The 23,899-nt window shown below is 50.9% G+C and carries 24 protein-coding genes; 15 read left to right on the top strand and 9 right to left on the bottom strand.

Translation table 11 applies throughout. The features are described 5' to 3' along the window. Window positions 1-196: 196 nt before the first annotated feature. Window positions 197-1,237 (top strand): AI-2E family transporter, encoded by a 1,041-nt coding sequence (locus tag AC3WT9_RS24870; RefSeq protein WP_038584955.1) that lies wholly within the window; start codon window positions 197-199, stop codon window positions 1,235-1,237. Between the two features lie 99 nt (window positions 1,238-1,336). Here AC3WT9_RS24870 and AC3WT9_RS24865 read toward each other — a convergent pair whose 3' ends face one another. After that, window positions 1,337-1,762 (bottom strand): hypothetical protein, encoded by a 426-nt coding sequence (locus AC3WT9_RS24865; protein WP_341089292.1) that lies wholly within the window; start codon window positions 1,760-1,762, stop codon window positions 1,337-1,339. 293 nt (window positions 1,763-2,055) lie between these two features. Between AC3WT9_RS24865 and AC3WT9_RS24860 the strand changes: the two genes are divergently transcribed. The 8 genes from AC3WT9_RS24860 to AC3WT9_RS24825 all read left to right on the top strand — a co-directional run bounded on the left by AC3WT9_RS24860 (window position 2,056) and on the right by AC3WT9_RS24825 (window position 10,526). After that, window positions 2,056-2,751, top strand: coding sequence for a response regulator transcription factor (locus AC3WT9_RS24860; protein ID WP_341089293.1), 696 nt, complete (start codon window positions 2,056-2,058; stop codon window positions 2,749-2,751). Next, window positions 2,748-4,217 carry a sensor histidine kinase gene (locus tag AC3WT9_RS24855; RefSeq protein WP_341377070.1) on the top strand — a complete coding sequence of 490 codons (1,470 nt, stop codon included), beginning with the start codon at window positions 2,748-2,750 and terminating at the stop codon, window positions 4,215-4,217. The genes AC3WT9_RS24860 and AC3WT9_RS24855 overlap by 4 nt, the downstream gene beginning before the upstream one ends. 85 nt (window positions 4,218-4,302) lie before the next feature. Next, window positions 4,303-5,424, top strand: coding sequence for a hypothetical protein (locus tag AC3WT9_RS24850; RefSeq protein ID WP_341377071.1), 1,122 nt, complete (start codon window positions 4,303-4,305; stop codon window positions 5,422-5,424). A gap of 230 nt (window positions 5,425-5,654) precedes the next feature. After that, window positions 5,655-6,200, top strand: a complete 546-nt coding sequence (locus AC3WT9_RS24845) for a MarR family winged helix-turn-helix transcriptional regulator (protein ID WP_341089297.1) — start codon at window positions 5,655-5,657, stop codon at window positions 6,198-6,200. 151 nt (window positions 6,201-6,351) lie between these two features. After that, a complete protein-coding gene (locus AC3WT9_RS24840; protein ID WP_341089298.1) occupies window positions 6,352-7,806 on the top strand; it encodes an aryl-sulfate sulfotransferase in 1,455 nt (484 codons plus the stop codon). A 30-nt stretch (window positions 7,807-7,836) separates the two neighbouring features. After that, window positions 7,837-8,865, top strand: a complete 1,029-nt coding sequence (locus tag AC3WT9_RS24835) for an ABC transporter substrate-binding protein (protein WP_341089299.1) — start codon at window positions 7,837-7,839, stop codon at window positions 8,863-8,865. Window positions 8,866-8,954: 89 nt separating this feature from the next. After that, window positions 8,955-9,731: an ABC transporter ATP-binding protein gene (locus tag AC3WT9_RS24830; RefSeq protein WP_492408002.1), complete on the top strand. Its 777-nt coding sequence runs from the start codon at window positions 8,955-8,957 to the stop codon at window positions 9,729-9,731. Between the two features lie 18 nt (window positions 9,732-9,749). Next, entirely contained in the window at window positions 9,750-10,526 is a 777-nt protein-coding gene (locus AC3WT9_RS24825) for an ABC transporter permease (protein WP_038598357.1), read from the top strand. Between the two features lie 93 nt (window positions 10,527-10,619). On the opposite strand, the gene AC3WT9_RS24820 is transcribed toward AC3WT9_RS24825, so the two are convergent. Next, window positions 10,620-10,991 (bottom strand): hypothetical protein, encoded by a 372-nt coding sequence (locus tag AC3WT9_RS24820; RefSeq protein WP_341089302.1) that lies wholly within the window; start codon window positions 10,989-10,991, stop codon window positions 10,620-10,622. Between the two features lie 174 nt (window positions 10,992-11,165). Here AC3WT9_RS24820 and AC3WT9_RS24815 point away from each other — a divergent pair, with 174 nt between their 5' ends. Further along, a complete protein-coding gene (locus AC3WT9_RS24815) occupies window positions 11,166-11,402 on the top strand; it encodes a DUF6953 family protein (protein WP_341089303.1) in 237 nt (78 codons plus the stop codon). 123 nt (window positions 11,403-11,525) lie between these two features. Here the strand turns inward: AC3WT9_RS24815 and AC3WT9_RS24810 are convergent, their stop codons facing one another. From AC3WT9_RS24810 to AC3WT9_RS24800, 3 genes are read right to left on the bottom strand one after another with little or no spacing between them, the layout of a single operon-like run. Continuing rightward, the gene (locus tag AC3WT9_RS24810) at window positions 11,526-12,608 is read right to left on the bottom strand and encodes a mannose-1-phosphate guanylyltransferase (protein ID WP_341089304.1); all 1,083 of its coding nucleotides are present in this window, start codon (window positions 12,606-12,608) and stop codon (window positions 11,526-11,528) included. Next, window positions 12,601-13,707 carry a glycoside hydrolase family protein gene (locus AC3WT9_RS24805; RefSeq protein WP_341089306.1) on the bottom strand — a complete coding sequence of 369 codons (1,107 nt, stop codon included), beginning with the start codon at window positions 13,705-13,707 and terminating at the stop codon, window positions 12,601-12,603. The genes AC3WT9_RS24810 and AC3WT9_RS24805 overlap by 8 nt, the downstream gene beginning before the upstream one ends. After that, window positions 13,707-14,891 (bottom strand): glycosyltransferase family 4 protein, encoded by a 1,185-nt coding sequence (locus AC3WT9_RS24800; protein WP_341089308.1) that lies wholly within the window; start codon window positions 14,889-14,891, stop codon window positions 13,707-13,709. Before AC3WT9_RS24800 ends, AC3WT9_RS24805 begins: the two co-directional genes overlap by 1 nt. Window positions 14,892-15,078: 187 nt before the next feature. On the opposite strand from AC3WT9_RS24800, the gene AC3WT9_RS24795 reads away from it, so the two are divergent. The 3 genes from AC3WT9_RS24795 to AC3WT9_RS24785 all read left to right on the top strand — a co-directional run bounded on the left by AC3WT9_RS24795 (window position 15,079) and on the right by AC3WT9_RS24785 (window position 16,955). Further along, window positions 15,079-15,375, top strand: a complete 297-nt coding sequence (locus AC3WT9_RS24795) for a helix-turn-helix domain-containing protein (protein WP_052091753.1) — start codon at window positions 15,079-15,081, stop codon at window positions 15,373-15,375. Continuing rightward, window positions 15,341-16,291: a DUF1861 family protein gene (locus AC3WT9_RS24790; RefSeq protein WP_341089310.1), complete on the top strand. Its 951-nt coding sequence runs from the start codon at window positions 15,341-15,343 to the stop codon at window positions 16,289-16,291. Before AC3WT9_RS24795 ends, AC3WT9_RS24790 begins: the two co-directional genes overlap by 35 nt. 76 nt (window positions 16,292-16,367) lie before the next feature. Then, complete coding sequence (locus AC3WT9_RS24785; RefSeq protein WP_038584991.1) at window positions 16,368-16,955, top strand: 50S ribosomal protein L25; 588 nt, start codon at window positions 16,368-16,370, stop codon at window positions 16,953-16,955. Window positions 16,956-17,055: 100 nt separating this feature from the next. Here AC3WT9_RS24785 and AC3WT9_RS24780 read toward each other — a convergent pair whose 3' ends face one another. Continuing rightward, window positions 17,056-19,380 (bottom strand): UvrD-helicase domain-containing protein, encoded by a 2,325-nt coding sequence (locus AC3WT9_RS24780; protein WP_492407997.1) that lies wholly within the window; start codon window positions 19,378-19,380, stop codon window positions 17,056-17,058. Between the two features lie 166 nt (window positions 19,381-19,546). On the opposite strand from AC3WT9_RS24780, the gene AC3WT9_RS24775 reads away from it, so the two are divergent. Next, window positions 19,547-20,428: a helix-turn-helix transcriptional regulator gene (locus tag AC3WT9_RS24775; RefSeq protein ID WP_341089313.1), complete on the top strand. Its 882-nt coding sequence runs from the start codon at window positions 19,547-19,549 to the stop codon at window positions 20,426-20,428. Window positions 20,429-20,490: 62 nt separating this feature from the next. Here the strand turns inward: AC3WT9_RS24775 and AC3WT9_RS24770 are convergent, their stop codons facing one another. Together AC3WT9_RS24770 and AC3WT9_RS24765 are read right to left on the bottom strand one after the other, a co-directional pair. Then, complete coding sequence (locus AC3WT9_RS24770; protein ID WP_341089314.1) at window positions 20,491-20,946, bottom strand: Imm30 family immunity protein; 456 nt, start codon at window positions 20,944-20,946, stop codon at window positions 20,491-20,493. Window positions 20,947-20,957: 11 nt separating this feature from the next. Next, on the bottom strand, window positions 20,958-21,821 hold the full coding sequence (locus tag AC3WT9_RS24765; protein WP_341089316.1) for a Cof-type HAD-IIB family hydrolase: 864 nt from the start codon (window positions 21,819-21,821) through the stop codon (window positions 20,958-20,960). A gap of 297 nt (window positions 21,822-22,118) precedes the next feature. On the opposite strand from AC3WT9_RS24765, the gene AC3WT9_RS24760 reads away from it, so the two are divergent. Beyond that, on the top strand, window positions 22,119-23,360 hold the full coding sequence (locus tag AC3WT9_RS24760; RefSeq protein ID WP_342480959.1) for a DUF445 domain-containing protein: 1,242 nt from the start codon (window positions 22,119-22,121) through the stop codon (window positions 23,358-23,360). A gap of 117 nt (window positions 23,361-23,477) precedes the next feature. Here AC3WT9_RS24760 and AC3WT9_RS24755 read toward each other — a convergent pair whose 3' ends face one another. Continuing rightward, window positions 23,478-23,804: a P-II family nitrogen regulator gene (locus AC3WT9_RS24755; protein ID WP_038585008.1), complete on the bottom strand. Its 327-nt coding sequence runs from the start codon at window positions 23,802-23,804 to the stop codon at window positions 23,478-23,480. Between the last annotated feature and the right edge of the window lie 95 nt (window positions 23,805-23,899).

The raw sequence follows: 23,899 nt of genomic DNA, 5'->3' as shown, positions 1-23,899 counted from the left end.
ACCTCCAGTGGCAGAAATAATTCTGCGGATTTAGCGATTATTTTCCACATTATAGCATAATAAAGGCTCGGCTATGATAAGTTGACATAAAGTTTGTATTTCCGCGTAATTTAGAAGCCCTCCAAGTTGCTATAAGTGATTTCATTACTGTAGACTATAAGTAAAAGTCCTAATTGCAAGCGAATGGAGAGGAACAATGGAAGTATTCAAGCGTTACTACGCGAATTTAACAGCCCGGCGGTTTTTGATTCTGGCGCTGATCGCACTGTTGCTGTACAGTATTCGAGACATGCTGAATTTGGTGCTGCTGACGTTTTTGATTGCTTATGTAATGAACAGCTTTCAGGTATTGCTGACCAAGCGGACCAGTAGATTTGTTAAGGTGAACAGTAAGGTTATTATTATCATCTTATATCTCGCTTTAATCAGCATGATCGTGATGGCCCTCGTCAAATATCTGCCCAAGGTTTTTGAGCAAATTAAGCAATTAACCAATTTTCTCAGCACCTTAACCTCTGAAGATATTCCGCAGAATGAGATTATGCAGTATTTATTTAACATGCTGAAGGATTTGAACTATGAGTCCTATATGAAGAGCGGCATTGATTATGTGCTCAAGATCAGCAATTGGGGCACAACCTTCGTATTGTCAACCATTCTGAGCTTTGTTTTCATCCTGGAGAAGAACCGGATTGTCAGTTTTACCTCCCGCCTGAGAGAGAGCAAGATTTCCTGGTTCTATGTGGAGCTGGAGTATTTCGGCAAAAAATTCATCTCCTCCTTCGGCAAAGTCATTGAGGCCCAAATTCTGATAGCATTGTTCAATACTTTCTTCACGGTCATCGGGCTGTGGATTCTTGGCTTCCCGTACCTCTTCGCGCTGTCGATCATGATCTTCATGCTCAGTCTGATCCCGGTTGTAGGCTTTGTCATCTCCCTGATTCCGCTCTGCATTATCGGCTATAGCATCGGCGGGCTGGAAATGACGATCTATGTGCTGGCGATGATTGCAGTACTGCATTTTGTAGAAGGCTATTTCCTCAACCCGAAGCTGATGTCTTCCAAAATGAACCTGCCGATGTTCTACACCTTTATCGTGCTGCTGTTCTCCGAGCATTATATCGGCGTATGGGGACTTATTCTCGGCATTCCGATCTTTGTCTTCTTCTTAGATATTCTGGATATTACCCGGGAGAAGCAGGTACCTCTGGATATTGAAGCGAAAAAGATTCAATAACCTGTCAGATTCCTTGCGGCACAATAAAAAAGTGGCATTCCTACTTAACGAAAGTTGGAATGCCACTTTTTCTTTGTTCAAATTGTTATGTAGTTCCTGTTAATCAAATGAGGTAAGAACGCTTTGAGCCACAAGTTCGCTGAGTTCGGCTTTCTGAGCGGTATATTGCTCCGAACTAATGCTTCCGCTTGCCAGTCTGGCATCAAGCTGCTGGGTTAGCTGGGCAACCTGCAGGTGAATCACACTGTCAATATTCCCGCCGTTTTCTACAGCGATATCATGTAAGGACTTCCCGTCATAGAGTGCCTCGTACAGCTCCTCGTCGGAGGATTGATTCAGTGCCTCCAGTAATTCATCTTTGTCTGCCACATTGGTAGAAGTGGACCATTTGGCGACCGGAGCGGCTGCGGCTGCAGCTGGCTTGACCCAAGTGGTTCCTCCGAAGGACATGGCTACAATCATCGTTCCGACAATCATCACCCGTTTAATGTTCATGCGTTTAATGTTCATATCTTTTATATTCATCAGTGTCATCCTCACTTTAAGTGTAATGTTATATGAATCAAGGGGCGTAGGTTACGGTAATTAGGACTTTAGCTTAAGCTTATTGTAAACGGTGAAGCTGAGGCTAAGCTTAAGTCTGGTTTAAGATAACCTAAAAATTGGGCTCCTGACGGATACTACGTTTAAATTGGCAAGCGGGTTCGTTTTTTTGGAAGCAGGCAAGGATTTTGGTCAAACAGGCGAACAAAGGTATACTACAACTAGAACAATTGGCCAAGAAATAATTAAACCGGAAGCGTGAAGGTGAACCGAAGATGGCTAAAAAAGTGCTTGTTGTCGATGACGAGCCGGGCATTGTTAGTGCGATTGCCTATGCGCTCCGCCGTGAAGGTTACGAGGTGGACACCGCCGCTGACGGCGAAGAGGCGCTTGGCAAGGTGTTGACCTTCCGGCCGAATGCCATGGTGCTGGATGTGATGATGCCGAAGCTGAGCGGATACGATGTATGCCGCAGGCTGGAGAACCGGAAGGACATCGGGATTATTCTGTTGACCGTCAAAAATGATATCGTTGATAAAATCGTCGGCCTGGAACTGGGTGCGGATGATTATATGACCAAGCCGTTCGAAATCCGTGAGCTGCTGGCCCGTGTCAAGGCGCTCTTGCGCAGGCTGGACAAACAAGGCGGAGAGACTCCGGGCGAGATTATCGAATATGGGGCGCTGCGCGTGTATCCCGGACGGCGAAGCGCCGAGCTTGACGGGCAGCAGCTTGAGCTGACGCCAAAAGAATTTGATCTGCTGCTTCTCCTGCTGTCCCATCCGCAGCGTGTCTATATGCGCGAAGAGCTGCTGGAACAGGTATGGGAAATGGATTACGCCGGAGGCACGCGTACGGTGGACATACATATCCAGCGGCTGCGCAAAAAGCTGGGTGAGCCGTACCAGAATGTGCTGCAAACCGTCTATGGGGTCGGCTATAAAGCCATTCCTGCCGGGAGTTACCCATGAGGATCAGCATCAAGCTGAAATTCAGCCTGTTCCTGGCCGTACTGCTCATTCTGGCTGTAAGTGTGCTGAGTTATTTTGTGCTGCAAGGTGTAGCCAGGAACCAGCAGCTGCAGGCTGAAGACTACCTGGACCAGCATGTCAAAACAGTGAATCTACGGGTGAAGCAGACGTATTATACGGGTGCCCGTCTCGAACCGCAGGCATTCATGCAGCAGCGGGGCAGATCACTGGCTGTGGAGCTGGCCGGGTTCACCGGCCTGGAAGTCACACTTTACGATGCGGCTGGGCAGGTCGTTGGCAGCTCGGTCCAAGGAGAGACTGCCCCGGCAGGGCAGGATGTCTCCGGTGCGCTGGCTTATGCGTTGCAGAATAAAATTGCCTACCAGAACGCAGCGGATGATAAGCTGCTTTATCTGGCTCCTGTGCAAGGACCGGAGAAGCAGATGGGTGTTGTGCAGCTGCAGTATTCGCTGAAGAGCGCCCAAAGCTTCCAGCAAACCTTACAGAACCTGTTCCTGACGACCGGTGCGGCGGTGCTGGTGCTCAGCTTCATCGTCGGCTATCTATATTTCAACCGTGCCGCTGCGGCGATCGGGCGGCTTAAGAAAGCGGCGGAGTCGATCCGCCGCGCCGAATATATCTCTGCTCCACCAGTAAAGCGGAAAGATGAGCTGGGCGAGCTGGCTGAAGGCATTTACTTCATGAGCCGCGAGATTGAGAGCAGCATTGCCGCGAAGGATGAGGAGCAGCGCAAGCTGCAGCTGGCCGTCACCAAGCTGCAGGCGCTGGAGCAGCAGCAGAAGCAGTATATCGGTAATATCAGCCATGAATTCAAGACGCCGCTGACCTCTATAAAAGCTTATGTAGACCTGCTGAATATGTATGACGATGATCCCAAGCTGTTGTTTGATGCCAAGCTAAATATTTCCAAAGAAACTGAGCGGCTGTATGAGATGGTTGAGAAGGTGCTGCAGCTGACGGCGCTGGAGAAATACGATTTCGAGTCACAGGCAGAACTGCTGGAGGTGGCTGGGAGCCTGGAGGATATTTGCGGGCGTATGAACGGCAAGGCGGAGCGCTACGGGATTACGATTACGCTGGATGCCGAGCCCGCCCATATCTGGATTGATAAGGAGAGCTTTATGCATATCTTTATCAATCTGCTCGACAATGCGATCAAATATAATGTCCCGCAAGGGAGCGTTCATCTTCATAGCGAGGTCCGGGACCAGCGGGTATGGATCACCATCAAGGATTCCGGTATCGGGATTCCTCCCGAGGCCTACGACAAGATTTTTGAACCCTTCTTCACGGTCAACCGTGACCGTTCCAGAGCCTCAGGCGGGACTGGCCTGGGCCTGTCCTTGGTGCGCAATCTGGTGGAGAAGCAGAACGGAACCATTACCCTGCTGGAGACTGAAGGGGAAGGGACGGCATTTGAACTGTCTTTTCCGAGGGTCTCTTAATTTACAATTTGGAAACATCCGGAGGCGCTTTGGAAATACTCTTCCGGTATGCTTGGAGCAACTTAAGCTTGTAGGGGGAACGATCATGGCAGCAAAGATAGGCGGAAAGCCGGGCAAGGCGGCGCTACTTCTGGTGTGCACAACAGTACTGTTGTCCACGGCGGCTTGCAATACGGGCGAAACGGAGTCCCGGCAGGTCATAGAGAAATCCGGCCAGAAGATCACCGTTCTGGACAATACCAGCGAATCAGTCTACACGAAGCTGGAGCTGGAGGGCATTGACAAGGTGGAGAACGTCCGTGGAATGGATTTTGTCAGTGAAGACAGCCTCGTTGTGGATAAGGAGAACCGCCAGCTTCCTGCACAGACGGTTGAGGGCCAGAAACGTTATCCTCATAATCTCTATCTGCATAACCTTTCCACGGGTGAGGATACTCCGCTCCTGGTAGGGGAGAAGAATTACGGCTCGGCCCTGCTGTCTCCAGACAAGAAGCATCTTCTCTACAAAGAGTTGGAGGATTTCACCGGCTTTGGCTACATTATGAATCTGGAGACCGGAGTATCCGTACAGGTGGACGATACGCAGTTCAGGAGCGAAGAGGGGAAATGGATGGGTAACGGGCTGATTCTTTTTCCCGATATGGAGGGCAATATCCTAAGTGCCGATCTGAATGGTGATCAAGAAATTGTGGTTAAGCCCGGTGCGGGGTATGTTCATGAGGTGGTGCAGTCGGGAAGCCAAGTCTATTACGTCACAGGTGAAGAAGAGGAGTTGAACGCTTATAATACCGAAACGAAGCAATCCAAGCTGCTGAAGAAAAGTGTCATGTGGGTCATTCCTTCACCGGACGGGAGCAGGCTGGCTATTGTAAAACGGACCAAGCCGGGAGAGATGGTCCTGGTTCTCTGCGATACGGAGGGCAATGAGCAGTCAACACTAGCTTCGGCGCAGCAAATATTCGGAACCAGCTGGTCCCCGGACGGCAGCAAGCTGGCTTATGCATTGACTGCCGGAAACGCTGCTCCGGGCCAGGATGGTTTATTTATCACCGAAGTGGAAACGGGCGAACAAACACCGGTTCTGGCTGACATTGAAGTGGCCGACCAGCTGCGCTGGAGCCCTTCCGGGAAGAAGCTGCTCGCTTCTTCCGGTATTTTGAAGGATAATGCTTACCAGTTCATAACTTACGTGATCCGGTTAACTTAATATGAAGGACGGGGCATCCTGAGGGATGCTTTTTATTTTCTTCAAATCCTCACTTGACAGGTTGGTTTAAAGGGGTTTATGATTACTGCAATAATTCACCAGTCATTAAATGAACAGTGAAATAATTAACTGAGCCGATTGGACCGCCAAAGGCTCCCGCATGATCTCCCTATGGGGGAGTGTGCCGGGAGTCTTTTTTTGTTGGCTGATGGAGGGGAAGTAGGGAGAGCATGACGGAAGAACAATGGGAGAAGCTGGAAGAGGCGGATTATCTGTTCCGCAAAATGGTGCGCAGGTTTGTGAAGGAGCGTGACCGTGTAAGTGTTGCGGGGATTACCTTGCCGGGTATGCTGATTCTGCACAAAATCATCCGCGAGGGTGAGCAGCGGCTTGGCGATCTGGCCGGGCAGCTCGATTTCACCTCCGGTGCGATTACTGCACTAAGCGATAAGCTGGAGGCCGGCGGGTATACAGTGCGCAGGCGCAAGGAAGATGACCGCAGAACCGTATTACTCGATATTACAGCCAAGGGCAGGGAAGTGGCCGAGCGCAACAGCAACATCGGGGCCCGATGTATCACGCTTCTGTTCGAGGGCTTCACGGAGGAGGAGCTTGAGCTGCAGAGCCGCTTTTATGAACGGATCATCAGCAATCTGGAGGGATTCTCGGATACGCTGCTGGAGCTGGCGCAGCAGAATGCCGAGCCCCCCGTTCCTGCCAGCCCTGAACTGAAGCCGCCGAGAACCGCGACAGAGAGCAAATATCTTAGTTACTGAGAAAATAATGTCTATGCTTCCGAAGACAGTTTTGTTCGAAGTGACTCAGGAAGTGTATACACACAAAACTTAAGCAAATGCTTCCGAAGACAGTTTTGTTCGAAGCCGATTCAGGAAGCCAATATACACAAAACTTTAAGGAGAGATGATTATGGGACATTCAACAGTTTATCCAACAGGAGCAACAGTGTACAATCCGGCCAAGGCGTGGAGCGGCTACACGGTATTTCAGGCGGGTGAAGAAGGTGTAGTGCTGATCGACATGAACGGCAAAGAGGTTCATCTGTGGCAGGGGCTGCTTGGCTTTCCGGCCAAAATCCTCCCCGGAGGTTATGTACTAGGCAGCACGGGCCGGAGAGATCCGAAGTTTGGCATTCAGGATAATGTGGATCTGGTGCAGGTCGATTGGGATGGCAATATCGTCTGGAAGTACAACAGCTATGAGCATATTGAAGATCCCGGCTATGAGCCGCTGTGGTATGCCCGCCAGCACCACGATTACCAGCGGGAAGGTAATCCGGTCGGCTATTACGCTCCGGGGCTTGAGCCTAAGGTAAGCAGCGGCAAGACATTAATTCTCGCCCATAAGAACCTGCACAACGAAATCATCTCCAACAAAGAGCTGCTGGATGACACCATTCTTGAAGTGGATTGGGAAGGCAAAATGATCTGGGAGTGGAAGGCCAGCGATCACTTTGCTGAACTGGGCTTTGACGAAGCGGCCCGTAATGTCCTGTTCCGCGACCCTAACACGCGTTCTTTCGGCAATCTCGGCGGCGGCGTAGGCGACTGGTTGCATATCAACTCTGCATCGTACGTGGGGCTGAACAAGTTCTATGATAATGGAGACGAACGGTTTCACCCGGATAACGTCATCTGGGATGCCCGGGAAGCGAACATCATCGCGATTACGGACAGGAAAACAGGTGCTATTGTCTGGCGGCTCGGACCGGACTATTCTCTCCCTGAAGTGAAGCATATCGGATGGATTATCGGCCAGCATCACGCTCACATTATTCCAAAAGGGCTGCCGGGTGAAGGCAATCTTCTCGTATTCGACAACGGCGGCTGGGGCGGTTACGGTCTGCCGAATCCGGCATCATCTTTCGGGCAGAAGAATGCGGTGCGCGATCACTCCCGTATCCTGGAGATTGATCCCGTAACGTTAGAGGTCGTATGGCAATACACTTCGGCAGAGGCCGGATTCTCAGTTCCGACGGATTCCTATAAATTTTACAGTCCTTATATCAGCTCGGCCCAGCGGCTAGCCAATGGAAACACGCTGATTACAGAAGGATCGAACGGCAGATTGTTTGAGGTTACTGCGGAGTATGAGCTGGTCTGGGAGTATGTCTCGCCATTTACCGACCGCCGAAACACGAATATGGTCTACCGTTCCTACCGGCTGCCGTATGCATGGGTGCCGCAATTGGAGGAGCCGAAGGAAATTGCGATTGAACCAATAGATGTGACCACCTTCAGAGTGCCTGGTGCAGCGCCGAAGGGCTCGGATTCTGTAGTAAGTGTAGCGACAACCCTGCCGTTTGTAGAAGGAGCTGCTTGTGTGGCTACCGCTGATGAGAGCGCTGTTCAGAGAGCGAGATAGATTAATTCGAAAATGAAGAGGTGTGTTTACTTGAAAAAATCCTGGTATGGTTCTGCTTTTCTGCTCTTATCCTTATCTTTCGTAATTTTTATGTCAGGCTGCAGTTCCAAGGGGGATGCCGCCGCGTCTGAGGGATCATCCGGCAGCAAGGAGAAGACCGTGAAAATCAAGATTGCCGACACGAATTCCAATCCGACCTTCCGTGTAGCTCTAAATAAAGGTTTCTTCAAAAATCATGGAATCGACGCGGAAATTGTCAACTTTGGCACCCCCGCAGAGGGTGTGAATGCTCTTTTCATCAAGCAGGTGGATGTAGCCTACGGCGCTGACTTCCCGCTGCTGAACGCTATTTCCAAAGGCGAATATTCGATTATTGCTTCTGCCGGTCTGGCTACCGATCAGGCTGCGGCGGCTTGGAAGCTGTACGTGAGGGATGAGATCCAGAGTGCCGCCGATCTGAAAGGCAAGAATCTTAGCTTCCTGCGCGGAACCTTCCTGCCGTATCTGTGGGATGAATACCTGAAGGAGCAGGGCATCGCGTTAAGTGATGTGAAGCTTACCGGGCAGGGGGCTTTTGACGAAGCCTTTATTGCCCTGAAGCAAGGAGATATTGATGCCACCTGGGTCATCGGTTCAGCATTGGAAGATAAGCTGAATGCCTTGGAAGGTGTACACCAGTTAACTGACATGTCCAAAACTCCAGTGCGGCTGGGTACAGGAATTGTGGCCGGCAATGAACTTCTGGAGGCAAAGCCGGATGTGATCGGAGGATTCCTGGCGGCTGTTGCTGAAGCGTCAGACTATGCCCAGGAGCATCCAGATGAAGTGGCGGATCTCATGTACGAGGAAGTGAAGCAGCCGAGAGAAAATACGCTGAAGGATCTGCCTGTAAACCCATGGGAGGTTGGTTTTACACAGGCTGCCTATGACAGCTTGGCAGGCCAGAAGAAATACATGGTCGAGACGGGGATCATCGCACAGGATTTTGACCTGGACAGCAAGCTCAATCTGGAGCCGCTGAAGAGGGCTTTGCCGGATGCAGTAACCTACGGCAAATAACATGCTCTTATGAAGCGGGTTCTGAAGCCAGTTCTGACCAAGGCTGACCGAGGAGCCCTATGCATACAAAACTTTTAGGAGGTGTCCATATGGCCTTAACTGCCAAGCAGAATGCCATTCATATCGAGCAGCTTCGCAAAAGCTACAGCGAGCCTGCAGCCGGAGACGTCCATTACATTATCAAAGATGTGAATCTGGTCATTAAAGGCGGGGAGTTTTTTGTTCTGCTCGGACCGAGCGGCTGCGGGAAATCGACGCTGCTGAATATGATTGCCGGGTTTATCTCCAAATCCGGAGGAAACCTCAGAGTGGACAATGTTGAAGTGGATAGACCCGACCGGGACCGCGCAGTTGTATTCCAGCAGGCAGACTCCTCCTTGTTCCCGTGGCTGACGGTGCGTGAGAATGTGGAATTTGGGCTGCGGATGAAAAAGACACCGAAGCCGGAGCGGTGCACAATTTCGGACCGCTATATCGGGCTTGTCGGATTGAAGGGTCATGAGGAGAAGTATCCCAAAGAGCTCTCGGGCGGCATGAAGCAGCGGGTGCAGCTGGCACGCGTGCTTGCGAACGATCCTGCCATCCTGCTGATGGATGAGCCGTTCGGTGCGCTGGATGCGATGACACGGCGGACGATGCAGAAGGAACTGGTCAATATTTGGCGTGAGACGCACAAGACTATTATTTTCGTCACCCATGATATTCAAGAGGCGCTGCTGCTCGGTGAACGGATCGGCATTATGTCCGTAGGTCCATCCTCCAATATTACGGATATTTACGACAACACGCTCTCCTATCCGCGAGATGTGGCATCACCGGAGTTCTACTCGCTGTACAACCAAATTCAAGGCCGTTTCGAAGAATAGGATAGGGTGTGAAGCATGATGAAATGGATAGAGAAAAAATGGGTCTCCGTCACTTTGCTGTGGTTGGCCGCACTGGCGATCTGGCAATTGGGTGCAGTGCTCTATGGACCTGATGTGATCCCCGGACCGTGGGCTACACTTAAAGGCGGGCGGGAGCTGATTAGTGACGGTACCTTGATGAAATATATCGGCATCAGCTTCTACCGGGTGCTGGTCGGCTGGGTGCTGGGCAGTCTGATTGCTATCCCTGTAGGACTTGTAATCGGCAAAGTCCATGTAATCCGTATTTTTGCGGAGCCGTTTCTGAATTTTATCCGTTTTATTCCGCCGATCGCCTTCATTACGCTGTTTCTGGTCTGGTTCGGCATCGGAGAGCAATCGAAGATCGCGCTGATCATGTACGCGACATTTTTTATTGTGGTGTTGAATACGCTGACCGGGGTGGTGTCTGTGGAAGAGGATAAAATCCGTTCGGCACGCAGCATGGGCGCAAGTGAATGGCAAATTCTGCTGCATGTTATTGTTCCGGCTACGACTCCGTATATTTTTACCGGCGTACGTCTGGCGATGGGAACCTCCTACATGGCGATTATCGGTGCTGAAATGATCGCTTCGAACGAAGGCGTAGGCTATCTGATCTGGAATTCGCGGCTGTTTTTCCGCACGGACTGGATTTTTGTTGGGCTGTTCTGCCTTGGATTTATGGGCTTTTTCACCGACCGGTTGTTCAACTGGTTCGGCCGTAAGGTGCTGTATCGCTACGGTGTGGTCAGCGTGGCAGTGCGGAAGCGGTAGCTATTCTATTTCCTTCATATTGAATCTTCAAACAACCGCCCAGTTTCTCCGGGCGGTTGTTTGATCTTCTATAATAATGACGAATAGGCGGGGTTACGGGCGGTCAGCCGTTCCTTGGCTCCATATGGAATGGGCCGACAGGACAATAAATGAAGCATACAGGCTGAGCAGGAACCACTCATGAAAATGATAGGCAGGCAGTGCAGTCAATAAAAGCCCCGCAGCATTAAAGACAATAAGCCGTACGGCCAATAACTTACAGAGCTTGGTCAGGATGAAATTTATTACACTCACGATCAGATTATAAAAATATATAAACAGAAAAATACCGAGAAAATTAAACCCCCAGGAGAACCCCAGCGGGGACTCATCGTTAACTGTCGCTCCTATACCTGCGAAAACTGCACTAATTCCAAGGGAGAGATAGACTGTATTCAGAAATAACTCTTTGTACGCTTTATTCATTTTCAGTTCCTCCGGAAGATCGGAATCTAACTTTCTGTAAATACTGACGCAGTGAAGTGATATAAGTTTCATCTGGACACTTACACCCTATCTGGACATTTCCAGGATTCGGCGCTGTTTATGCTATAATGGGGGAACATTGAAATAGAGGATGATCGAAAGGGGCAACACCTGATGGAAGTTACTGCGCAAGAGGTTGCGGAGTGGATGGTCAAGGAGATCCAATTTACCGGAACCTTGTACCAGGCTGCTGCGATTGAATACGTGAAGGCGAATTTTGGTGAGCAATTTGTATTTGTGAACGAGAACGGAAATGCTTCGCTGTCCAAGGAAGTGAAGAAGGCTTTCCGCAAGCTGCATGCCGGAAGGATTGCCTGGGACCGCGACGGCTTCCTGTGGGCGTGGACTTAATTGCGGGAACCCCGAACATCTATAAATGAATTCAAAAAAAGTGACCGTTGCTATTAGAGCAACGGTCACTTTTTTTGAAATAAACAAGCCGGGAGCCACAGCCATTCTTACATTTTGCGGAATTTAGATATATGAAGTCATGCCCTTTTCCTTGAGCAGATCGACGATGTCCTTGACGGATTGAGCTTTGTCCTTAGGGCAGATGAGGACCGCATCTCCGGTATCGGCAATGATAAATCCGTCTACACCTATCGTGGTGATCAGCCGCCCGTTTCCGTAAATGATCGAATTGCGGGTATCAATGCCTATATGGTTGGCTTTAATAATGTTCCCGGACTCATCCGGAGGGAAGATAGCGCCGAGCGCATCCCAACTGCCGATATCATTCCATCCGAATTGGCCGGACAGGACTACCACCTCGTCAGAACGCTCCAGGACTCCGTAATCAATCGAAATATTTTGAAGCAGGGGATAAATGCGGTTAATCGTCTCCGCTTCCTGATCCGTACCAAGCGCCTCGCTGATCGGTAGCATGGTGTTGTACAGCCGGGGGAGGTAACGCTTGAAATTATCAAGGATTACGGATGTCTTCCAGATGAAAATCCCGCTGTTCCATAAATAATTGCCTGACGCGAGATAACCCTGGGCTTTCTGGAAGTTCGGCTTCTCCACAAATTCAGCCACATCATAGACCGCTACCGGACTTGCTGAGATGGGTTCTTTGTCATAAGCGATGTAACCATAGCCTGTAGAAGGGAAGGTAGGCTTGATGCCGATCGTGACAATCCGGTCACTTTCCATGGCTACCGTACAAGCCTCATCCAGCGTAAGCCGGAACTGCGGTTCATCAGTGATATAGTGATCGGAGGGCAGGACGACCATTAAGGAATCCTCTTGGGCCATATGCTGTATAGAGAACGCAGCGAACAGGATACTGGCGGAGGTATTGCGGGCCACGGGTTCAATCAGAATATTGCTCTTCTGCACGCTGCTGTGCATAATGCTCTCCAGCAGCACAGCCTGAGTGCGGTTTGTCACGATGACGGTGTTCTCCTGGGGAATAATGCCCTTGAAGCGTTCAATCGTATCGTTGAGCATGATGTCATTGCCGCTGATATTGAGCAGCTGCTTGGGAATCTCCTGCCTGGACAGCGGCCAGAACCGGGTGCCCCCTCCGCCGGCAAGGATGGTCGCGTATTTATCCATGATGGGTCACCAGGTGGGCAATGGAGAAGGAAATGATGCTTTCCGACCCTTGATTCAGATTCAGCCCGCTGCTGTGGATACCGTCATAGCAAGCCCCGGATTGTGGATCAATCAGCGGCAAATTTAAGGAATTATGCCCTGTGTACCATGCATAGCATAAGTCAGCCTGCTGCAGATAAGACGGGTCCTGAAGAACGGACGCAGCCTCCCGGCAGGTCAGCAGCATTTCGCAGGCTTCGATGGGCTGCTCGTCGTAGAGAGCCGGCTCCCCGCCGCGCAGCAGCCAGCCGTGGCTGCCGATGGGCTTGTAATAGCCCTCCCGGGCAAAAGTCCGTGAAGCAAGGAAATCAAGGCTTTCTTTGGCTGTATGCTTAAGCGCAGTATTTCCGGAGAGCTTGAAAGCCCTCAGCAGCGCCCAGGGAAGCATGGAATTTCCGTACGTAAGGCTGTCTTCATACCAGTTCCAGCCTTCTCCCTTGGTGCGGTTATACTGATTATGCAGCCGGACAGCGATGCGCTCAATCAGGCCGGTGATGAAGTCCTTGGACAGAAATGCCTTTTCCTCTGCCGTACTTGGCGTATGGGGATAGGGAAAGGAGTAGGTTAACGCGCCGGGCGTTTTGATCAGATAACTGAGGCCTACGACGGCATAAGCTACGGCACGGGGCGAACCAAGCTTTTCTATATGCGGCAGCGCCTGATTGATCAGATAACGGCAGGTATTCAGCAGGTTGTCGGGCAGAATCGACGAATAGGAGAGGGCGAAGCCAAGTGCCCAAAGCGTACGCCCCTGGCAATCCTCGGAGCCGTTGTCCTCGAGAAATGAACGGCTATAATCCATAAAGTTCCGGAAGTTGCCCTGATCATTTTGTGCGTGATGAATGAAGGAGAGATACGTGTGGATCAGGTCGAGCGAGACGGAATCCTGATCCTTCTTATACAACAGAACAGCTGCAATTAAAGCCCGGGCGTTGTCATCGGTCGTATAGCCCTTCGAACGGTCGGGGACGCCAAACTTGGTATGCTGAAAAATTCCCGTATCATCGGTTATTCTGCGCATGTAATCCGCCTTGAACGTTACAGCAACGGAGGTTTGCATCAAATCACACTCCGGTCTGCCAGGCTCACTTGCGAAATTTTCTCCCGAAAAATCGCAGCGTAGGATTTAGCAACTTCATTCCACATCATCGTTTGTCCCAGCTCTTGGGTCCGTTTTTCCATGGCCTCCACTTTGGCCGGATCATCCAGGAGTTCGAGGATGCAGTCCTCCAGCGAAGCTGAATCACGGAATTTTGCCAGCAGGCCTCTGCCTTCGGCAAGCATTTCTTCGGCATAGCGGTAAGGGGTGGAAACAATTACTCTTCCATAGCCGACGCCATAGGCAAGCGTGCCGCTTACGGCTTGATCCTTGCCGAGATAGGGGGTCAAGTAGATATCGGACATCACCAGCGACTCAATAACTTCCTCCTGGGTCAACAGCTTATCGACAAAGAGCACATTATCGGACAGACCGAATTCGCCGACGAGGTCCGTCAGTTTTTGCCGGTACACTTCACCCGTTTCCAGCTTGACTACGGGATGGGTTTTGCCCCAGATGATATATAGCGCATCCGGATGCTGCTTCACCACTCCGCGCATGGCCTGAATGGCATATTCAATTCCCTTGCCGGGACTTAAAAAGCCGAAGGTAGAGAGGATCTTGCGTTCTCCGAAACCATACTGCACTTTAAGCTCCGCTCTAGTAGCTGTTTTTACATATGGCACACCGTGATGGATGCAGGCGATCTTCGAATCCTCGATATTATAGATGGAGGTCAGATCGTGCAGGGTGGACTGGGCCATCGTTACTACCTTGACACTTCCCTTTGCAATCCGGCTGATGATAAGGTGCTGCTTGGCTGTAGGTTCTCTTAATACGGTATGAAAAATAGCTACATACGGCAATTCGAGCCTTTCGATCAATGACAACAGATATTCTCCGCTTTCCCCGCCGTAGATGCCGAATTCATGCTGGATGACGAGCAAATGGGCGTCTGATTTGTTAAGCTCATCGGCGGCCTCTATATAGTCAGACAACGTATCTTGGTTGATTTCCCTCATGACCTGGCTGCTGTACTGGTAAGTTTCATTGTTGTTCATGGCGATGACCCGAGGCGTATTGAAGCCCGGCAGCCCGGTAAATTGATCTAATAAATCCTGGGTAAACGTAGCAATTCCGCATTCTCTAGGCAGGCTTGTAGATAGAAAAACAATGTTTCGGTTGTTGCTGTCATGATTCAACATAGAGAGCCTCCTAAGAATTTTTATGAAAAAAAAAGAAAATAAGGAGTTCTTATTTTCTGAAGTGAAGTGGTATAAAATTTGACTTCTGCAATTTATTTCCTGCCCATACTATAACATGACCATTTTTTCTTGTCAATTTATTGACTCTCCTCTGTTCTCCAGATATAGTGATGTAGGAGGTGAAGGAATGCCGGTTATACGCAGTAAATTAAGTGAGGTTATGGAGAAACATGACCCCAAGTTATCAATCCGCAAGCTTGCCAAAGAGATTAACTACCATTTCGATTCCGTCCGGCGGATGTATAAAGACGAGATGGTGCAGTATCCCCGGGATCTGCTTCTGAAGCTCTGTACCTATTTCAATATCCAGCCCGGTGAATTGATCCGGATGGAAGCGGATGAGAACGATTGGGCGATAGATAAAGCAAACGAATATGAGGAGGAAGGCAATGACAAGGAGACCGTTCAAGACGGCAACCTGTAACGAACTGCTGGACACCTTTTATGCTAGGCTCCGTCAGGTGAGCGTGGAGAAGCTGGCTTTTTCCGGTGTTGGGAAACGCGATGTATACAATATAACGGCCCCGTTTGTACATGACGGGGAGGAAGTGATTCTGGGAAGAGTTGAGGAACGGGACAGTGAGTTCTCTCAAGTCTTCTTTTTTACACTCTGCGATGGCGTCTGGATACCCCGTGCGCATACACATACCTATAATCTGCAGGACCCCTGTGTAACCCACATCAAGGGAGAACTGATTGTGGGCGGGGTTGAAGTGATTACCGCAGGGGATGACCCGCAGAAAATCGTCTCGTGGGTTACGCAGTTCTACCGCGGGTACCGCATTGATTCCATGCGCCACTTCTCGTCCGGGCCGGCAATGATGAAGGATATCCGGCTGATAGAGCTTCAGGATGGCCGGATCGGTGTATTCACTCGGCCGCAAGGAGAGAAAGGCGGAAGAGGGATGATCGGCTTCACGATTATCGATTCGCTGGAGGAATTAAATGAGCAGACCTTTCTGGAAGCGGAAATATTTCAAGATCAGTTTGTGCCCGAGGAGTGGGGCGGGGCGAATGAAGCCCAATTATTGAAGAACGGTCATATAGGCGTTCTGGGACATATCGCCTGTTTTGACCGCTTAGGAAAAAAACATTACTACTCCATGGTCTTCTCGCTTAATCCCGGTACGTTTGAAACCACACCGATCAAGATTATTGCCGCAAGGAGTGATTTTCCGATCGGTCCCGGCAAACGTCCGGATCTTCAGGACGTTATCTTTAGCGGCGGGCTGGTTCGGGGAGAGCACGGGCTGGCGGTATTGTCAGTGGGCGTCAGCGATGCCGAAGCCTACAGAATTGAACTTCCCGATCCCTTTTTGGAGTATGAGCTAAACGGGTGAGAATTGACTAGATTCTATGGTCGTGTTATGCTTCTAATGACAAGAATTTATGGTCGAAGAGAGCGGGAAAACAAAAATGAGTAAATTTATTCTATTGAACAATCGTACGGAAGAAACACAGTCCAACTTGAACGTCGCAAGAAAGCAAGGACGGATTCCGGCTGTGCTGTATGGTATTGGAAAAGATACTCTAAGCCTTGAAGTGGGAGAGAAAGAGCTGTTGAACGTGATTAGAACCAACCCGCGGGCAATCCTGCAAGGGAAATTGTCCGACGATACGGTGGTTCCGGTAGTTGTTCAACATATCCAGAAGGACTCCATTTCAGGCAAAGTGCAGCATATCGACTTTCAGCATGTGAATATGTCGATCAGTATGGACAGCAAGGTAACGATCCATTTTGCCGGTGAAGCTGCTGGTGTCAAAGCTGGCGGGGTACTTCAGGTTGAAATCTATGAAGTAGAAGTTCGCTGCATGCCGGGCGATCTGCCTTCTTCCATGGAAGTAGATATCAGCGGTCTGGAAATTGGCGACCAGTTGGCTGTCTCCGATCTGATCTTCCAGAAGGGCATTGAGGTGCTGACGGATCCGAGCACAGTAATGATTCAGATCAAAACAGTACATGAAGAAGTTGAAGAACCGGCGGAGACTCCGGCTCAAGTATAAGAGGACATTAATAGCCCCTTCCGGCAGCAGTGCAGGGAACTCATGGTTTCATGATTCCAGCCAAAGCTGCCTGAAGGGGCTTTTTTTTGCGAAATATCTGTTATACGGGAACTACCCGTGTGCTTTGTTCCATAGGGGAGCTGCAGAGCGGGCAGGGCTTGGAGGGTAAGTGATCCTCGGCTCCGCCGGCTTTCATCCGGGTCCAGCCCGGACAATTTGTACCGGTGCATTTCCAGACGGCAACGGTATGGGTTCTTGTCGCTGACGTTCTGGTGGAGTTGTGCTCTGTTCTGTTATACCCGTTTCTTAATCCCGACACAGCAGGCGCAGAAGAAGCTACGGCAGAGCGGAAGGCGGACAGCATAAAGCGGGAGACCTCAGCTTTTTTGCCCCGATGCCTTGCCGGCGAGCTGATGAACAACTCTTCCCGGGCTCTCGTGACGGCAACATAGGCCAGTCTGCGTTCTTCTTCCAGCGCTGCAATGCCGGACTCCGGACCGGTCTTCAGGGGGCTGCCTACTGTCGATTTTGCTGTCTTCCGGTCCTTCAGCCGGTCACCCTCCAGCGCGGAACTGTGGGGAAGAATCCCCTCAGAGGCTCCGATCAGGAAGACTACCGGGAATTCCAGCCCTTTTGATTTGTGGATGGTCATGAGTGCAATCCGGTTGCCTTGCTCTTTCAGGCCGGTCTGGCGGCTTAGCTCATTCCGCTCGGTAATATTATCAATAAAATCAAGGAAGACGGTGATGTTGTCGAACCGTTCCGCCGAGGTTTCCAGCTCGTCCAGCATTTCCTTTAGCGTTTCCCGGTGCAGTGTAGCCTGATGACGCTCATTGGCTTCAATGAAGTAATCATAGAAGTTGATACGGATCTGGCGGATAGCCTGTACTGGAGTTACGTTGCCCAGCCCCCGGATCAGCTCCAGCCGTTCCCGCAGCTTGGTTCCTTTGAAATCCTCCATGCCGGGCATCGACAGCAGATGAATCAGCGGTCCCTGCTTGGGCTGGATGGCCTCCATCCGGCGGATATGGTCCATACCCTTTTCGCGGTTCATATAGAGGGTCGGCAGAATATTCTCCATCGCGGCAAAGTTCCGGCGGTTCACGGACAGCCGCAGGTGGTCCAGCACGGGGGAAATCAGCCAATGCTCGTAGAGCAGCTGGCCTTCGCCGTAATCAATGTAGGGAATATCGCGCAGCAGCAGCAGCTCCAGAATTGCCCGGTTGCTGCTCGACGCCCGGTACAACAGTGCAAAATGGCGGTATTCCCGGGAATGGCCGTCAACCTGGCTTACAATATGCTCCACAATTTGCTCGGCTTCCTCGTCCGCCGTCTGCGGGCGCAGGTACCGTGGCGGGCTGCCGCCATTTTTGGCCGCTTGCAGCGTTTTGGAGCGCCGCCGCGTATTATGCCGGATGATTCCGTTGCCCAAGCCAACAATCGCCGGACCGGAACGGTAATTGATATCAAGCGTAATAACCTTCGCGCCAGGATAAAGCTTCTCGAATTCAAGAATGAACTCGCTGCGCGCTCCGTTAAAGGAGTATATCGTCTGGTCATCATCCCCGACGACCATCAGATTATGCTGCGGATGGGCGATCATTTTGACGAGTTCATATTGCAGCGCATTCGTATCCTGAAACTCATCAACCATTACATATTGAAATTTATTCTGCAATTCCTGCAGTAGCGCCGGCTGCTCCTGCAGCATCCTGTAGGCAATTAGCAGCACATCGTCGAAATCAATTTTGTGATTATCCCGTTTCCACTGTTCATACAGGGCCAGGACGGCCTTCATTTCCTGCTCGGCGGTTGTAGTTTCCGGCAGATTCTCCGGCTCACCCATATTCATCTTGCAGGAAGAGAGCAGGGCAAGCAGGGTTTCCGGCGGATAAGCATCCTTTGGCAGCCCCAGCTCGCGCATGATCTGCTTCAGCAAAATGTGCTGGCGGCGTGTCTCATGGAAGATGTCCTGCCGCAGACCCTGACGCCTCAGGAAATAGAGGAAAAAGGAGTGGAACGTGCGGGCCTGAAGGCGCGCTGCGTCGTTTTCGCTCACGCCCGGCAGCACTGCAATGCGTTCGCGCATTTCCGCTGCCGCCTTGCTGGAGAAGGTCAACAGCAGCAGGCGGCTGGGGGATATGCCGCGCACCGACAGCAAATAACCGGTTCTGCAGATCAGAACCGAAGTTTTGCCGGAGCCTGCCCCGGCCAGCGTCAGCAGCGGACCTTGGTAATGCCGTACTGCGGCGATCTGCGGCTGATTCAGGAGAATTCCGCCTTCCTCCAGCAAACGGAAATAAGCCGCATCGCCGTCCTCCGGCTTCACCATCTCGCGGCTGGTCCGGGCTGAGGCGATTGCCGCCTGGGGAATCCGTTCGCCGGTAGCGCCCAGCGGTATATTATGAAATAAGAGCTTGTTCATTAGATTCACCTTCGTTTGTTTACAATACGGGTTTGGTTTAATTTTTAGCCAGTTTACACTATACCACTGTATTTCCCTTTCTGTATAGAACAGCCGATTTATGAGATAAAAGATCAAATATCCGTTTGGCCGCTATGTTATTTTTGGAACAGAGGAGGGAACGCCAATGAGCGATAAAATGCACTTCAAAACGGTGAGAAGCTCACTGGACTATATAGAGAGGAATCTCACAGAGCGGATTACCCTAAGGGAAGTATCGGTGCACAGCAAATTTTCTACCCACCATTTCTACCGGATTTTCTATGCGGTAGTAGGGCAAACCTTGGCGGATTACGTAAGGCGGAGAAGACTTGCGAAAGCGGCAGGGGAACTGATCTACAGCAATAAGCGTATTCTCGATATCGCCTTGGAGTACCATTTTCAATCTCAGGAGGCCTTCTCCCGCGCTTTCAAAAAAGCATACCGGCTCACCCCCGGACAATACCGGACCTATTCAAGAGAACTTAATAAAGGAGAGATCAGGATGAGTACAGAAAAGGCATTGCAGGGTTGGACCATAACCGGCATGAACGGCGGAGGCTATGATGTTAAGGTGGACAAATCGGAAGTGCATATGGGCAAGGCATCGGCGTTGCTGCAATCCGGTAATGCAAGCGAAAACGGATTTGTTACACTCATGCAAATATTCAGCTCGGAAGCCTACCGCGGGCAGAGGTTGAAGCTGTCTGCTTTTGTCAAAGCAGGGGATATCTTCGGATGGGCCGGCTTATGGATGAGAGTCGATGCCGCGAATGGGGAAATGCTGAAATTTGATAATATGGCCCAGAGGCCCATTAAAGGCTCCAGAGAATGGAATCAATACAACGTCATTCTGGATATTCCGCAGGACAGCCATGCGATAGCTTTCGGGGTCCTGCTGAACGGTTCCGGCAAGGCATGGGTCGATCAGTTCCGCTTCGAAGTCGTAGATGCCAAGACGCCCACGACAGATGAAGGCGGGGAAGATACCCTGCCGCTTGCGCCGGTCAATCTCGATTTTGAACAATAATAGGCTTCTGCAGCCCCTTCCCATGCAACGTGAAGTATCCTGGGAACGGGGTTTTGCTGCGCTTATTTTAATTTCCCCAGAATAGAATTGGCTCTGCGCTCGAACAGCCGCGGCTTGTCTTCCTTGATTTCTTCCAGCAGGAACGCCAGGCATCTCTTGATCCGCAGGGGCATGCCGGCGGCGATGTCGGCAAACTCCTTGCGGTAGCTGTCATCGCCCAGTATTCTCTGGATCAAAATAATCGCCCAATTACGGCCTGTCTCCAGCAGCTCCGGCAGCGATTCCAGCAGTTGGGTCAGGTACATCTCCATTTGGTAGCTCTCCAGAAAATGAACAAGACCGAACATAACCTCCTCCTGTTCGGTATCATCATCGAACACCTTGAAAATCTGCTGGATCACAGCATCCTCCGTATCCCCAGCCAGGCCTTCCAGGGCCTGCTCAAACTGTTCGCACTCCAGCTCTGTGCGCAGCATCCGATTATCATACAGCAGGGCAATGCCTGGATACATGTTCATTTAGCTTCCCCCTACGCCTTGTCCAAAAGATGGCGGATTCCCGCTGCCACACCATGCTCAGCATTGCTGAGCGTGATGAAATCGGCCGTTTCCTTGAGGATTGAAGCAGCATTCTCCATGGCGATCCGGTAGCCGGCCACCTCAAACATCGGCAGATCGTTGTAACTGTCGCCCATTACAGCTACCTGCTCCAGAGCCAGGCCGAAATGCTCAGCCAGCATGCTTACACCGGCCCCTTTATTAGCGTCCTGATGGTTAATTTCAATATTGTTGGCATGAGAAGCGGTGATAATGAGTCCGGGAATGGCGGCGAAACGTGTAGAGGCTTCTTTCAGAAGCTCAAGGTTCAGCGAGAACGCCAGCGTCTTGTAGATGACTTTATCCTCTTTGCCCCAGATTTTCTCCATGTCTTCCACGTAGGTCACGGCAGCCTGCTGAAACTGCTGGTCGATCATGGCTTTAAGCAGCCAGCGGAGTTCTTCCGGCACCTCGTCATCTTTAAGCTCCGATATTTTCTCCAGATGCACCCGTTTATCGAGCTCTACATACACGTTATCCTCTGTGTACACCTCATAATACAATTCAGGAATTTCGTTCATCCAGCGCAGCGCGGGAATAATATTCTCTTTGTTCAGCGGCTTGCTTGCCACGAGCGTCCCGTCAGCCAGCGTCACTACGGCTCCATTCAGACTGACTACCGGACATTCCAGCCCGGCCAGCCGCAGCTGCCGCTCGGCATCCATGTAAGAGCGGCCTGTGGCGATGATTACAATATGCCCCTGGTTTTGGGCGTGTACTATCGCTTCCCGGTTCTCAGGGCTAATGATTCCTTCTTCGTTAAGCAGTGTTCCATCCATATCGAGTGCTATCAGCATATCGTTTGCATTCCTTCCTGTACTGCAGGTTGTCCCCTTCAAGGGCAATGATCGTTCCTAGTATCTTATCATTAATGTTCTGAAAATAAAAAATCCATTTTCATGTAAAGAAACCAACCGTAGAAAATGTGTAGCGCACTGGAATTTTCAGAAAGGAGTTTACTCGTGGTACAATGAAAGGCAGACTAATAAGTGAACGGCCGCCGTAATCGTCAGCTCATAGGGTCACAATGTGATTGGCGGTATTTCCCTGTCCAGGGAAACAGCTGTCCGACGCTTTAGGTAAGGGGGATAAAGATGAAATCCAGAAATTTAGCTACGATATCGCTGGCTGTCATGGCCTGCGGTTTTCTGCTTACACTGTTTTTGCCGGATAATCTGGCTGTTGTTCTGCTGAGAGGCGGCTTCGAAGCCGGGCTGGTAGGGGGAATTGCCGACTGGTTTGCAGTTACCGCACTGTTCCGCCATCCGCTGGGCTTGCCGATTCCGCATACCTCGCTTCTGCTGAAGAACCGGGATAAGATCATTCAGTCTCTTATCTCCGCTATGGAGAATGAGTTGCTGAACAAAGAGAGCATCGAGAACAAGCTACGCAAGATCCGCTTCGTGTCGCTCGGCAGCGGACTGCTGACGAAGTTCGTAGCAAGGAAAAAAGCAAGAGCCGGCATGCTGGAGCAGCTCAGCACCTTTGTTCAGCGGCTTCCGGTAGATAAGGCGGTTCCTTATCTTCAGACGGCTGTTGCAGATTATATCCGTGAAGCGGAGCTTGGTACCGCCGCCGACAGCATCGTCACCAAACTAATGAACGACGGCAAGGATATTGCCGCGCTTGATTATGCGCTTGAAGGCATCTCCGGCTGGAGCAGCCGCCCTGAGACACGGGCGATGCTCGGCAAGATCGCCAGTGAGAAACTGGCTGAGGTGAAGCTGGGGGGGCTGAAAGGCATGGCCTTTCAGGCATTTGTCGGATTTGTGGATGCCGAAATGCTGGGAGAAATGCTCCAGGGCATGCTGCAATCCGGTATCCGGGATTTCCGTGAAGCGGATAATCCTTACCGTGAGCAGATCATTCAGGAAATCCGCGTCGCGCTGTTTCAGCTTGTGAACGACGAAGCGCGGATCCTTTCACTGAAGGAATGGGCGCTGGAGGAGCTGCAAGGCGAAGCGGCTTCAGCGTTTCTGCATAAGCAATTGGAGGCTCTGCGCGGCAAGGCGGTTGCGATGCTGGAAGAGGACCGCAGCTCCGGAGGACGCAAGCTGTTTGCACTGTATGCCCTGTTGGCCCGGCGCATCAGTACGGAAAAGGAGTGGACGGAGAGCTGGGAGGAGCGGATTCGCGCTTCATTAATCACCTTCGTGGAGGCTAACCATTACCGGCTTGGCGTATTGGTCAAGGAGAACCTTGATCAAATGGATGATGCCAGCCTGGTGAACATGCTGGAGGACAAGGTGGGCAAGGATCTGCAGTGGATTCGTGTCAACGGCGCGGTATGCGGCTTTGTCGTGGGACTTGTGCTTACAGTCATCCAGATGATCTAAAGTCAGAAGACTACAACATTAAGAGGCAGCAAAGCGTACCCTTGAACCGGAACAGCCGGAACCGGGGGATGTTGTGCTGCCTCTTTTCTATTGACCTGTCTATCAAAGGGACAAGGGTTACAGTTGGTTTTTACCGTTGCTGATTGTGAAGGTTTCCAGTACAGGAAGCACGAAGATTTTACCGTCACCGAAGGAGCCGTGCTCACCGGTTCTTGCCGTTCTCATAATAATGCTGATTACATCGTCCTTCTCATCATCTTGGATGACAATCATCAGCAGCTTCTTGGAAATTTGATTGTAATAGTTGGTGCCGACCTGAATTCCCTTTTGTTTCCCGCGGCCTAGCAAATCCATCTTGCTGATGGAGGGGAAGCCGGCAAGCATTAATTCAGCCATGACTTCATCCGCTTTCTCGGGTCTAACTATAGCTTTGATCATTAACATAACGATGCACCCTTTCTACAGCCATTAGTGTGTTGTAGGGGGTTGCCAATTTCATGATAGCGGTATAAGCAATACATTTTGTTAATGGCAACGCT

The organism is Paenibacillus sp. EB106-06-01-XG199 (assembly GCF_058791575.1).
This window is presented reverse-complemented; position numbering and strand designations above follow the sequence as displayed.

Coding starts and splice junctions, on each gene's coding strand:
- AC3WT9_RS24870 (WP_038584955.1), top strand. CDS start 197: ATGGAAGTATTCAAGCGTTACTACGCGAATTTAACAGCCCGGCGGTTT.
- AC3WT9_RS24865 (WP_341089292.1), bottom strand. CDS start 1,762: ATGAATATAAAAGATATGAACATTAAACGCATGAACATTAAACGGGTG.
- AC3WT9_RS24860 (WP_341089293.1), top strand. CDS start 2,056: ATGGCTAAAAAAGTGCTTGTTGTCGATGACGAGCCGGGCATTGTTAGT.
- AC3WT9_RS24855 (WP_341377070.1), top strand. CDS start 2,748: ATGAGGATCAGCATCAAGCTGAAATTCAGCCTGTTCCTGGCCGTACTG.
- AC3WT9_RS24850 (WP_341377071.1), top strand. CDS start 4,303: ATGGCAGCAAAGATAGGCGGAAAGCCGGGCAAGGCGGCGCTACTTCTG.
- AC3WT9_RS24845 (WP_341089297.1), top strand. CDS start 5,655: ATGACGGAAGAACAATGGGAGAAGCTGGAAGAGGCGGATTATCTGTTC.
- AC3WT9_RS24840 (WP_341089298.1), top strand. CDS start 6,352: ATGGGACATTCAACAGTTTATCCAACAGGAGCAACAGTGTACAATCCG.
- AC3WT9_RS24830 (WP_492408002.1), top strand. CDS start 8,955: ATGGCCTTAACTGCCAAGCAGAATGCCATTCATATCGAGCAGCTTCGC.
- AC3WT9_RS24825 (WP_038598357.1), top strand. CDS start 9,750: ATGAAATGGATAGAGAAAAAATGGGTCTCCGTCACTTTGCTGTGGTTG.
- AC3WT9_RS24820 (WP_341089302.1), bottom strand. CDS start 10,991: ATGAATAAAGCGTACAAAGAGTTATTTCTGAATACAGTCTATCTCTCC.
- AC3WT9_RS24815 (WP_341089303.1), top strand. CDS start 11,166: ATGGAAGTTACTGCGCAAGAGGTTGCGGAGTGGATGGTCAAGGAGATC.
- AC3WT9_RS24810 (WP_341089304.1), bottom strand. CDS start 12,608: ATGGATAAATACGCGACCATCCTTGCCGGCGGAGGGGGCACCCGGTTC.
- AC3WT9_RS24805 (WP_341089306.1), bottom strand. CDS start 13,707: ATGCAAACCTCCGTTGCTGTAACGTTCAAGGCGGATTACATGCGCAGA.
- AC3WT9_RS24800 (WP_341089308.1), bottom strand. CDS start 14,891: ATGTTGAATCATGACAGCAACAACCGAAACATTGTTTTTCTATCTACA.
- AC3WT9_RS24795 (WP_052091753.1), top strand. CDS start 15,079: ATGCCGGTTATACGCAGTAAATTAAGTGAGGTTATGGAGAAACATGAC.
- AC3WT9_RS24790 (WP_341089310.1), top strand. CDS start 15,341: ATGACAAGGAGACCGTTCAAGACGGCAACCTGTAACGAACTGCTGGAC.
- AC3WT9_RS24785 (WP_038584991.1), top strand. CDS start 16,368: ATGAGTAAATTTATTCTATTGAACAATCGTACGGAAGAAACACAGTCC.
- AC3WT9_RS24780 (WP_492407997.1), bottom strand. CDS start 19,380: ATGAACAAGCTCTTATTTCATAATATACCGCTGGGCGCTACCGGCGAA.
- AC3WT9_RS24775 (WP_341089313.1), top strand. CDS start 19,547: ATGAGCGATAAAATGCACTTCAAAACGGTGAGAAGCTCACTGGACTAT.
- AC3WT9_RS24770 (WP_341089314.1), bottom strand. CDS start 20,946: ATGAACATGTATCCAGGCATTGCCCTGCTGTATGATAATCGGATGCTG.
- AC3WT9_RS24765 (WP_341089316.1), bottom strand. CDS start 21,821: ATGCTGATAGCACTCGATATGGATGGAACACTGCTTAACGAAGAAGGA.
- AC3WT9_RS24760 (WP_342480959.1), top strand. CDS start 22,119: ATGAAATCCAGAAATTTAGCTACGATATCGCTGGCTGTCATGGCCTGC.
- AC3WT9_RS24755 (WP_038585008.1), bottom strand. CDS start 23,804: ATGTTAATGATCAAAGCTATAGTTAGACCCGAGAAAGCGGATGAAGTC.